Origin of the sequence: Staphylococcus ureilyticus, assembly GCF_025558845.1 — a bacterium.
GTDB classification, from domain to species: domain Bacteria; phylum Bacillota; class Bacilli; order Staphylococcales; family Staphylococcaceae; genus Staphylococcus; species Staphylococcus ureilyticus.
The window spans coordinates 2,140,382-2,152,171 of sequence record NZ_CP094825.1; the positions used below are offsets into that span (position 1 = coordinate 2,140,382).

10 protein-coding genes are annotated in these 11,790 nt (G+C 32.3%); 2 read left to right on the forward strand and 8 right to left on the reverse strand.

Annotated elements, in window-relative coordinates; all coding sequences use genetic code 11:
- Positions 1-50: 50 nt before the first annotated feature.
- The 8 genes from MUA21_RS10695 to MUA21_RS10730 form a co-directional block, all read right to left on the reverse strand.
- Positions 51-1,265, reverse strand: a complete 1,215-nt coding sequence (locus MUA21_RS10695; RefSeq protein WP_073344147.1) for a helix-turn-helix domain-containing protein — start codon at positions 1,263-1,265, stop codon at positions 51-53.
- 134 nt (positions 1,266-1,399) lie between these two features.
- A complete protein-coding gene (locus MUA21_RS10700) occupies positions 1,400-2,470 on the reverse strand; it encodes a YkvI family membrane protein (protein WP_073344150.1) in 1,071 nt (356 codons plus the stop codon).
- A gap of 492 nt (positions 2,471-2,962) precedes the next feature.
- Entirely contained in the window at positions 2,963-4,321 is a 1,359-nt protein-coding gene (locus MUA21_RS10705) for a gluconate:H+ symporter (RefSeq protein WP_262561240.1), read from the reverse strand.
- 195 nt (positions 4,322-4,516) lie between these two features.
- Entirely contained in the window at positions 4,517-6,064 is a 1,548-nt protein-coding gene (gntK, locus tag MUA21_RS10710; protein WP_262561242.1) for a gluconokinase, read from the reverse strand.
- 34 nt (positions 6,065-6,098) lie between these two features.
- Complete coding sequence (locus MUA21_RS10715; protein ID WP_073344153.1) at positions 6,099-6,782, reverse strand: GntR family transcriptional regulator; 684 nt, start codon at positions 6,780-6,782, stop codon at positions 6,099-6,101.
- A 156-nt stretch (positions 6,783-6,938) separates the two neighbouring features.
- A complete protein-coding gene (locus MUA21_RS10720; protein ID WP_262561244.1) occupies positions 6,939-7,664 on the reverse strand; it encodes a MerR family transcriptional regulator in 726 nt (241 codons plus the stop codon).
- 93 nt (positions 7,665-7,757) lie between these two features.
- On the reverse strand, positions 7,758-8,453 hold the full coding sequence (locus MUA21_RS10725) for a GTP pyrophosphokinase (RefSeq protein ID WP_064209284.1): 696 nt from the start codon (positions 8,451-8,453) through the stop codon (positions 7,758-7,760).
- 296 nt (positions 8,454-8,749) lie between these two features.
- Positions 8,750-9,163, reverse strand: coding sequence for a DUF2188 domain-containing protein (locus MUA21_RS10730; RefSeq protein WP_107525189.1), 414 nt, complete (start codon positions 9,161-9,163; stop codon positions 8,750-8,752).
- A gap of 179 nt (positions 9,164-9,342) precedes the next feature.
- On the opposite strand from MUA21_RS10730, the gene MUA21_RS10735 reads away from it, so the two are divergent.
- Together MUA21_RS10735 and MUA21_RS10740 are read left to right on the forward strand one after the other, a co-directional pair.
- Positions 9,343-10,518 carry a hypothetical protein gene (locus MUA21_RS10735; protein WP_107525190.1) on the forward strand — a complete coding sequence of 392 codons (1,176 nt, stop codon included), beginning with the start codon at positions 9,343-9,345 and terminating at the stop codon, positions 10,516-10,518.
- A complete protein-coding gene (locus MUA21_RS10740) occupies positions 10,499-11,725 on the forward strand; it encodes a 5,10-methylene-tetrahydrofolate dehydrogenase (RefSeq protein WP_262561246.1) in 1,227 nt (408 codons plus the stop codon). Before MUA21_RS10735 ends, MUA21_RS10740 begins: the two co-directional genes overlap by 20 nt.
- Positions 11,726-11,790: the final 65 nt, after the last annotated feature.

An 11,790-nucleotide genomic window follows, 5' to 3' on the forward strand; every position in this document is an offset into this window, starting at 1 on the left:
TTACAATTTTTTTATTGAATATTTAATTTTCTGATTTTTCATTATATCTGCTAATAAAATTCTTTATGTTCTGTCCGATATTTTAATGGTGTCTTGCCATATTGCTTTTTAAAACATTGTGCGAAATAACTTTGTTCCTTAAAACCAACATATTTTGCCACTTCGGCAACAGTCATTTTTGTCCGAGCTATTAAGTCACGCCCTTTTTTTATTCTTAGTGCTGTAATAAATTGCGATAAAGATTGATGACATTCCTGATTAAAGATTCTTGATAGATAACTAGGCGCCAAATTTACATAATTCGCTAATTCTTCTAAAGTTAAATTACTATCTAAGTTTCTTTCAATATATTGAATCACTTTACTTACTTTAGGGCTAAAGGCATTCGCTTTAATTTTCATAGCCCTTTCTGCATATTCCTTAACAATTGTATACGTTAATTCTTCTAATACTTCTACATCCAATGTCCGATCAATCATTGCAGCATATCGAGCGGATATTTCATCGATGTGTATGAGACTTACACCCGCTTTTTCACCAGCTTTACGGCATAAAGTATTGATCAAATATGCTTTATATTGTTCATTTGATAAATCATCCTTCACTCGACGTAAACCAGTCACAGACAAACTCATCTTTTTTAAAATCGTTAATGCTTCTTCGACATTTCCGTTTTCTACTGCAGTCAACAATTGATTTTCTAAATTATATCTATATTCTATTTCTTGTAATGTGTAATCACTTTGAAGCTTAGAATCAGCTAAAAATGTTTCATTTGCATGAAAACTGAAGTCAATTTCTACCGTTTCGTAGACAATATTTCTTTTCTTCAAAAAACGAATTGCTAAACGACACATTTTTTGTGCTTTAACATGATGACATATTGGTATTTTAAGTAGATATTGTTTCAGTGTAGGCAGCTTAGAAATTTTAATATTTAAATTTAGTAACATTTCATTACATTGGCGCTCATTGGGTCGTTTATCCATATAAGGTCCAATAATATATATTTTTCTATATTTTTTAAATTTAAAAATCAAAAAGCTTACATTAAAACTATTTTTATAGTGATAAATTTTATTACTTTGCATATGCACAATAAAATGTTTTAACTCATTTCTATATTGTTTTTTGGTAGTATTCATAAAGGGTGTCTTAATATGGTTACTAATTGCCTTTATGTTGTCCATATCATAACCTTCTAACTGAATACCCAACAATTGTATAGCATGCATTTGCAATATTTCTAGCGTTTCATTTTTCATAAAAAACACCCCATTCCTTATATTTTTATTATATCTAAATATTAAGGAATAGAGTATCAAATGAATAAAAAATATTTAATTTATTTTTAGAATTTTATATATTTAGGCATGTAAGGCTATTGATCACTCTGTGTCTATTGTTTCTTACCAAATTTTAATTTAAACGGCGCATAGAATAAGACAAAGATAAGCACCAAACCTAAATAACCGATTAATGGATAGAAGATTGCTACTAAATCCGTAAATCCGACAAAACTTAAGCAAAGTCCTACAAGGATTGTAATAGTATAAAATATCTTAAAACGTATAGAATCTACAACAGTGAAACGTGTTGCAAATGCATAAAACATACCCAGTCCTGTATTGAATATCATACCAAATATCACGATTGCCATAATGATACCTAGAATTGGTGATATATGGTTCACAATACCTAACATAGGCATTTCCATATTACCGACAATATTGATTTGTGTAAAAATTGCTAAATGACTTAAGACAATCATAGCACCCAAAATCAGGCCACCTACTAAGCCTCCAATTGCTGCTACTTTTGAATTTTTTTCTGCTCCACCCATTACAATAGCCATTGAAGCACCTACTGCTGTATTAAATGAAGCATAATTAATACCTGCAACAAACCAATTAGGCAATGTCGAAGGCTTCGCATCTGAAATTGTATTTAATTCAGAAAATGGTACATTTGTAGTTAAGAAACTATAAATCGAAATAATTAATATAAAAATAATTAAAAACGGCGTAATATTGCCAATAACTTTAACTACACCTTCTACCTTTAACATTCCTGCAAGGATGATTAATACAGTCATTAATAATGTACCAACGAGCGATGGTACCCCAAATTGTTGATTTAAGTTTGACCCAGCACCTGCAATCATCACTACACCGACACCAAACAAAGTAAAGATAATGACTAAATCAATAATCCATCCCAATAATTTTCCAAATAATGATTTTCCAGTAATATTATGTATAACGACTTTATGTGAATCTGTATCAAACTTACTCCCTAACCAAACAAGCATCATCCCAACATAAGCAAACAACGCTGTGGTAATGATAGCACCCAAAGTGCCCAAAATACCAAAACTAGTAAAATATTGCAGCACTTCTTGTCCAGAAGCAAATCCAGCACCAACGATGACACCGATAAAAGCACTAGCAATCAGTAATATTCTTTTCATCATGTTACCCCCTTATTGAGTCTACTATATACAACTTAAATAAAATTTCAATTATAATAGCTATGATTATTGTATATTTGACATCTAAACTACTTAAAATTTCTACGATTACTCAATTTTATCATTTTATCCATAATTTATGTTGAAATACTTAAAAGACTGAGCAATTCATGCAAAATAACATTTGGAACATATACCCTAGAAAAATAACATACAGATGATTTAATTCAATCCATCTGCGCGATTCATTGTTACTCATCAATACTACGACTTATTTATGTCTAAATTCACATTAAAATATTTTTAAAAATATGGACCTATATTAACCCAAGTAGTAAATCAATGGCCTAACTATACTTAAAACAATATTGAAAAAGGCAATTTCTATATTATTTCAATAGAAATTGCCTTTTTTCACTTGTTCAAGAACTTTATGTTCCAGACTCTATTTCGTAACACACACCCATTTATATGTGTTTTTATGTGATTTTATTATACAAAGATACTTAATATAAAAATAAAAACTAATCCTGAAACAGAAATAACCGTTTCAAGTAATGACCAAGTTAGAAACGTTTCTTTAACAGTTAAACCAAAATATTCTTTAAACATCCAAAAGCCTGCGTCATTCACATGAGATAAGATAACACTACCTGCGCCAATTGCTAATACTACTAATGCAACATTCACGTCCGATGATTGTAGTAATGGCAATACAATGCCTGTTGATGAAATTGCGGCTACTGTAGATGAGCCTAAAGCAATTCTTAAAACGGCTGCAACTACCCATGCTAGTAATATAGGAGACATTTCAGTACCTTCAAACATTTTAGCTATTGTGTCACCAACACCACCATCTATCAGTACTTGTTTGAAAGTACCACCGCCGCCTATAATTAAAATCATCATTCCAATAGGATAGATTGCGTTTGATACAGAATCCATGATTTCAGCATTTTTTCTACCTTGTCTGACACCCATTGTTATAATTGCAAACAAAACGGCAATTAACATCGCTGTACCAGCAGTACCAATAAAGTAAATGAAGGATTCAAAGCCATTTGTAGCTTCTTCATTACCCGTCACTAACTGAACAATTGTAGAAAGTAACATAAGAATAACTGGTGAAATTGCAGTTAGTAAACTGATACCAAATCCAGGCATTTCAGACTCTGAAAATTCTTTTTGTGCACCTAAAGCTGAGATATCACCTTCGCGTTGATAAGCAGTTGGCGTAATTTTTTGTGCCACTTTATTAAATAATGGCCCTGCAATAATGGTAACAGGTATTGCTATGATTATGCCGTAAAGTAACACATGACCTAAATTAGCTTGTAGTTCTTTAGCAATTACAACTGGTCCCGGATGTGGTGGTAAGAATCCGTGTGTCACAGATAGTGCTACAACCATAGGAAGTCCAATTTTTAATTGTGATACATTCGCGCGTTTTGCAATTGTAAATACTAATGGTATTAATAGTACTAATCCTACTTCAAAGAATAACGCTATACCTACAATAAAGGCTGCAATCAACATTGCCCATTGTACGTGTTTGTATCCAAACTTTTTAATCAATGTATCGGCAATACGTGTAGCACCACCACCATCAGCCAATAGTTTACCTAAAATCGCACCTAAACCAAAAATTAGAGCAATATGTCCTAAAGTACTTCCCATACCATTTTCAATGGTTTCTATAATTTTATCTAACGGCATTCCGAGTAAAATAGCAGTGATAATAGATGTAATAATTAATGATATAAATGTATTTAACTTCAAGAATATAATCAATGATAATAATACAACGATACCTATAACCACTGTAATTAATGGCCAAATTGTTTCAAACATAATTGTTCTCCCCTTCAACACTTAACATAATCGTTCATAATATCAAAAGGGCTTACCCTCTCAATGATAACGCTTACTTAAATGTTTAAAATTTTAAATTTTTTAAACTGAATGAAATGATAGCCTTAAATGGAATTTACATATTTTTATTTATAGCTTATCATTCACTCAGTTTGTACCAATAAATCGTATCTACTATTTATCTTCAACCACATGTTCACGCTGAAACGTAGCGATTTCAGCATAGCGTTCTTCTAATGAGCGACTTAAATTGATGAAAATTGAAATGAGTTTTTGATAAACATTCACATTATCTTGATTTGGACGATGCTGATTTGTTGTACCCACCATTTCTTCAATAATAGAAAAATCTTCAATTTCACCAAGTGCCTTCATGCCAAGTACACAAGCGCCTAAACATGAGCTTTCATAACTCTCTGGTACGATTAAATTCGTATTAAAGATATCTGCCATCATTTGCCGCCACACTTCACTTTTAGCAAACCCTCCCGTTGCTTTTATCGTGGACGGTGTTTCATTCATTACTTCGACTAATGCTAAATAAACTGTATAAAGGTTATAAAGAACGCCTTCTAACGCTGCTCGAATCATATGTTCTTTCTTGTGAGCTAGCGTTAAGCCAAAGAATGAACCTCGTGCATCTGCATTCCACAATGGTGCACGTTCACCTGCTAAATATGGATGGAATATCAACCCATCTGCGCCCGGTTTCACACGATTAGCAATTTTAGTCAGTACATCATAAGGGTCGACGCCTAAACGTTTTGCTGTTTCCACTTCACTCGCCAATAATTCGTCACGTAGCCATCGTAATACCACGCCTCCATTATTCACTGGTCCTCCAATGACATAATGATCTTCCGTCAAAACATAACAGAAAATTCTACCTTTATAATCTGTTCGTGGTTTATCTATTACTGTTCTTATGGCGCCAGAAGTTCCAATGGTTACAGCAACTTCACCTTTTTTAAACGCATTTACGCCTAAATTTGACAATACGCCATCACTAGCACCTACAATAATTGGCGTATTTTCGTCAATACCCATTAATGTTGCGTAACGACGTTTCATTCCTTTTAATATATGTGTTGTCGGCACAATTTCAGGCAATTGAGATTTACGAATGCCTAACAACGCTAATGCTTCTTGATCCCAATCTAAATTCTCTAAGTTAAACATGCCAGTAGATGAAGCCATCGATTGATCAATCACATAGGTTTCAAATAACTGATAAAAAATATATGTCTTAATGTCTGCAAACATCGCTGTTTGATTATATATTTCTTGTTGTTCGTGTTTCATCCAAAATATTTTAGATAGAGGTGACATTGGATGTATAGGCGTACCTGTTCTACTGTATATCGCATCACCGTCATATTTGTCTTTAATCATTTCTGCATATTTTGTCGCACGATTATCTGCCCAAGTCAAATTCTCAGTTAATCGTTGATGACTTGCATTCATTGCAATCAAACTATGCATTTGAGCACTAAATGAAATTAATTTCAAATCATTTTTATGAACATTGGCTTCCCTCATAACATATTTAATCGTCATCAATACTGCATCAAATAACTCATCAGGATTTTCTTCTGACACCTCCACATTTGGTGTATGCAAAGGATAGCCAATATTATGTTTCATAATAAACTGCCCTTTTTCATCATAAAGCACTGCTTTTGTACTTGTCGTACCTATATCAACACCTATCATGTATTTCATAGTTTTTCCTCCTATTGTACCTCTTGTTTCACAATTACTCTTTCATCCAAAAACTATCTATATCTTCGCCAACATCGTCAAAATTCAAATGAAATGCTTCTCTTAGTTTTGTTGCACTTTGCTTTGCAACCGCATCGATAAACACTTCATGATTATGATGAATTCGTTCAAAATCAACCGGATTTTCAGTCATACGTTTGCGCATGGATAACAAGATAAGCGCTTCCATCACTGGCTTCAAATTGTTCCAAAATGTTTTTAGATACTGATGTTTAGAAGCTAATATCGTCACTTCATGAAATTTCATATCGTGTTCTGTAAATGCCTCTGCGTCTTCAAATTTAACAGCAACTCTCATCATTTCTAGTTGTTTCCGCATTTCTTTAACAATTTGCTCATGATTATCTTTTTTTATCTTATTAAAAGCAAATGATTCTAGCATAATTCTTAAATCATACAGTTCTTTTTTTTCATTATCATTAAAAGGTAAAACGTAGGCGCCCATACGTTCTAAATGAATCAACTGATCTTGCTTTAATAATTTAAATGCATCTCTTACTGGAGAACGACTCACATTAAATTCATTGGCAATTTGGTTTTCGGTTAACAATGTGTCTGGTGTAATCATGCTATCAACAATCCTTAAACGTATTTCCGAAGCAATCATTTCACCTTTAGAAACACCTTCAAGCCATTGTTCTGGATAAATATATTCCAAACGACTTCACCTCTCCACTCAATCGATATACTTGTATACAAGTATAGTAATATACATCCTGTATAATTGCAAGCGCTTGCAATTATGCGGAGCGTCTCCCAATTCCATAAAAAATCGGCATATCAAGTTTTCACTCGACATACCGATTTTTTCATTTTAATGATTTCCTGTTTTTAACGTTGTTACACAATGATGTGTTTGGTAACAATGCGGGCATTGTAATTTTCTAGTTTTAGGTGTATGTGCAGCAAACATCCACGTCGACAATTTAGGTTTAAATATTTGTTGACAATTCGGACATAAATAACTCACACGTTGATATATCCCTTTTGTCATAATGCCAGCATAAATTACTAGAATAGGTAATGTTGATAAAAAAGGCATCCATTTTTTTAATAATACGCTAGCGATGATAGATGTATATTGTATTATGATCGCAGGACTCAGCTTATATAGCAGTGGCATGTATAACGTCATGCCACGCTGATTTTGAATGACATATTTATGTGTGTTAATCAATTTTTCAATAGGTGCTTGCGCATCTTCACTGATACTGCTTTCCAGTTGTTTCATTTGATAAGCAGTAAGTTTCAATTTTTCAATTTCTTCATTAATTTCAGTTTTCTTTAGATGTAACATAACTTTTACTGCTTGTAACTTTTTGTCATCTGTTAGTAATATTTTTATGTCTTTCAATGAAAAACCTATCGATTTCAATATTAAGATAATTTCTAAATTTACTTTGCTTTGTTCGTCAAATAATCGTCTACCATTACTTGATGATGGCATCGATTGTAGGAGTCCTTTTTTATCATAATACTGAATTGTTCTTACTGTTACATTGCAATGCTTTGCTAGTTCTCCTGTTTGATATAGTGTCATAAAATAACCTCCTTGACGTTAATCATACATGGTGACCTAACGTAACGAGCAAGTGTAACATTCGTTTTTAGTGCATAATATTTGTTTAAGACTCTAATTCTCAAAAATTTCGGAATGAATATTTTGCATTTTACTTTCAACAGTTGTAATTTCATTGGCACATTGTTTTAAAATTTCCCTATAATCCTCTGTATTTTTATTATTTTTGTAACGTATTTTATGTTCTAAACTCGCCCACATATCCATACCTATTGTTCTAATTTGAATTTCTACTGGTACTTTTTCTACAGAATTCGCTAAAAACACCGGTATTGACACTACAATATGCAAACTTCTATAACCGTTATCTTTTGGATTCATAATATAATCTTTTCGTTTTAATAACTGAACATCCGCCTGTTTTAACAATAATTCTTCAATAACATAAATATCATCTATATAATTACAAACAACTCTTATACCTGCAATATCATAAATATATGCCTTCGCTGACGCTGTGTTGATTTGATATCCTTTTCGATCTAACTTTTTAATCAGACTTCTCATTTCCTTAACACGACGTTCCATGTGATGGATTGGATTATGTTTATACAATTGTTGAAAATGATCGTCTAAAATATCAAGTTTAGTGCTAATTTCTTTTAGTGCGGATGAATATAATTGCTCTAAAGCAACAAAATCAATGACCATTTCAAATGCTTCTTCATAATTATTTATATATGATAAACTCTCTTTAAATTCTTCTTTCAAATCATCCATATTCAACGTTGGTTTACGTTCAATGTACATAAATGGTACCTCCAATAATTCATCTCTTTCCAAACATTATAGCTAAATTTAAAGACTACTTGAAACAATACAGTGAATATTTATCAATGAATGGTTCGAGTCAGAGATTACTTGATATGTGAAAGGGCATTTTTCAGTTTCGGCTGTTTGAGCTCATAAAAATCCATAGCTGCCTATTGTTTGTTCTAAAGCCAACTACTTCAATTGACATGTTTTGTTTTTTCACTTATACATACAAAAGTCTCTATTCTACTAAATCAAATACATTTTCAGCTTCGCCTTCACGTTTTTTCACACTATTCGTCCATTTTATGTTCAATAATTTGAGTCCTTCTATTATCTGCAATGTTACGTGCTCGCTTCATAGCATCTGCCTTTTTATCGAAGCTATCCGTAGCTTGTTTCGCACCATCAGACTTTATTTTCCACTCACTATTCTCATAATAGACATGAACATCTTTATAATTTAATTGTGGATTTACAGATTGATCACGTTCATGCACAGTGATTTTTTTATTTTTCAACGCTTTCAATTCATCTTCAGTCGCATTTTTGTACCAATCTTCAGCTTGTTTTGTAGCGATTGGAATCGCATTGTCCTCTTGATATCCATCTTTAAGCATTGCATTTCCAATGTCTATCGCTTTTTTTCTTTCCAAGTTTTCCATATTTTTCCAACTTTGTGGATAATCTTCCATCGTCCAAGGCATGTGATAAAACCTCCATCTTCAAAACTTATATTAATTCTCTTTTACCTCTTTTTTCCTTTAACAAACTAAATAAATGCATTAAAAATGATATAAATATTTAAGACAACTATGATTTGTTCAATAATTGAAAGGGAATGAAGAGTAAGAATCAGTGTTAAATAAAAGGAGGTTTAACTAACATGAATCTATCCATTGGCTTAATCCCTTCTCCTGACATGCCTCATAAATTAATCAACAAAATTTATTCAGAGCTCCCAAAAGATTTCACAAAACATGTAGATAATGGCGTGGAATGGCAATTTGAAATACACGTTGCATCTATGATTGGTACTGCGGAACATATGGATAAAGTTTTGGATATTGCATCCAATATGAAACAACAAAAAAATTGGGATTATACAATTTGTATTACGGATTTACCTAATTTTTCTAAAAATAAAAGTGCATTATGTGATATTGATTTCGATACTAAAACAGCACTTTTATCATTACCAGCGTTGGGAAACTTTAAGTTAAAAGAGAAATTAAGACAGTGCTTAATATTTATTATTGAATATTTACATTCTTCTGGTAGAAACAAAAACACTTTAAACTTTAAGCATTTTAAATTGACTCAATTTAAAGAAGTCATACCTAAGGATAATAATGAAAATTATAGATCCCGTATCATTGCCAAATCTACATTTTTAGGTTGGCTTCATTTGATTTGTGGCATGACTTTTGCCAATGAACCTTGGTCTGCCATTTTTGATTTTAAAAAAATCATATCTGTTTCATTTGCCACAGGAACTTATATAGCAATATTTTCTACACCTTGGGATATCAGTCTTGATTATAGTTACTGGCGGTATATTTTACTGATGTTACTATCTGTATTAGGCATGGTTGGTTGGCTAATTTATTCTTATAAATTATGGGAAAGACCTAGCGCTAATACACAAAAACTTTATCGCTTTATTTATAACATCACGACCTTCACAACCTTATTGACCATCACCTTTTTAAATTTTATAGTACTATATATCTTGTTATCTCTAAGTACAATATTATTTGTACCTCCCGAGTTGTTTTCAAATTGGACATCATTAAACAGTGAGCATCCAACTATTTTAAATTATATTAACTTAATTTGGTTTATTACGTCATTAGGTATACTCGCTGGCGCTATGGGATCCACTGTTGAAAATGCTGAAAAAATTAAACGTGTGACGTATTCTTTTAGACAATACTATAGATCTAAATCACTGGAACAAGAAGATGAAGATAGCTCTAGCGCATATGCAAAAGCTGATTACTACGAGGGCGAAAAACAATCACATCATGAGGAGGGATTAAATGAACACAACAACGGCTAAAATAGGTATTATTGCTGCACCGGGCGTCACTGAAAAAGTAGCGCGTAATCTTGAAATTGATTTGCCCCACATCCTTAGTGAGCAATATGAGCATTCAGTTAAATGGGAAATCGATACAATTATTGATCCTTTGACTGGTTCAGCAGAAAGCGTCCAACAAATTTTCAGTAAAATTGCTGATTATCAAGAGCATAATCAATGGCATTTTACAATTGGACTCACTGACCTACCGATGATTGAACAACAAAAAGTAGTTGCCATTGATATCAATAGACAAAATGGTGCTAGTTTAATTTCTATCCCTGCTTATGGATGGCGTCCAATCAAAAAAAGAATTCAAAACTCTATATTGGCTATTCTAAAGGCAATAGATGAATTTAAGCATTCTGAAAAAATTAACAATAATCATGACGCTATGTCATTGATGAATGCACAGTTTCCTTTATCAAATTTACAATCACGAACTGTTTACTTTGAAAATACTACCTCTCAACATACGCAATATTACGTATCGTCCAAGTCTAAAGGTATTTTTCGTCTTGTTAGTGGTATGACATTTGCAAACAACCCATTTAACATGTTAAAAAGCTTAAGTAATGTTGTGGCAATCGCCTTCACTACAGGTGCCTTTGGAATCATTTTTACGACAATGTGGAATTTAAGCTTTGTATATTCTGAGTGGCGCTTGTTATTAATGATGCTTGTAGCAATTTTCGGTATGATGATTTGGATGATCATTGCACATAATTTATGGGAATCAAAAAAAGAGAGCACGAATAAGCAAATCACTACCTTATACAACTTAACTACAACGATGACTTTAACTGTTTCAGTTATTATTTATTACTTTATTTTGTTCTCACTCTTTTTGATTGCAAGTTTAATTGTGCTCCCCTCAGATTATTTAGGTCAAGCATTACAATTAAAAACATCTGCAGGTTTAACAACTTACATAAACTTAGCTTGGTTTGCTGCATCAATTTCGACTGTAGCTGGTGCAATAGGTGTTGGTCTAAATAATGAAGCACTCATACTTGAAAGTACTTACGGATATAGACAAAAACAGCGATACAAGCAATTGCATAAAGAACAACAACAACAAGAACAACAACAACAAGAACAACAACAAAGAAAAGCACAAGAAGATATAAAGAAAAAAAGACAAGAAGAAGAAGAAAAAGCTAGAAAACAACAAGATTCCAACTAGATATCGGAAAGTAGAAATGCTTATTAGAGCATTGTTATTTTTCCATATTTGTAAAGACTTCACAA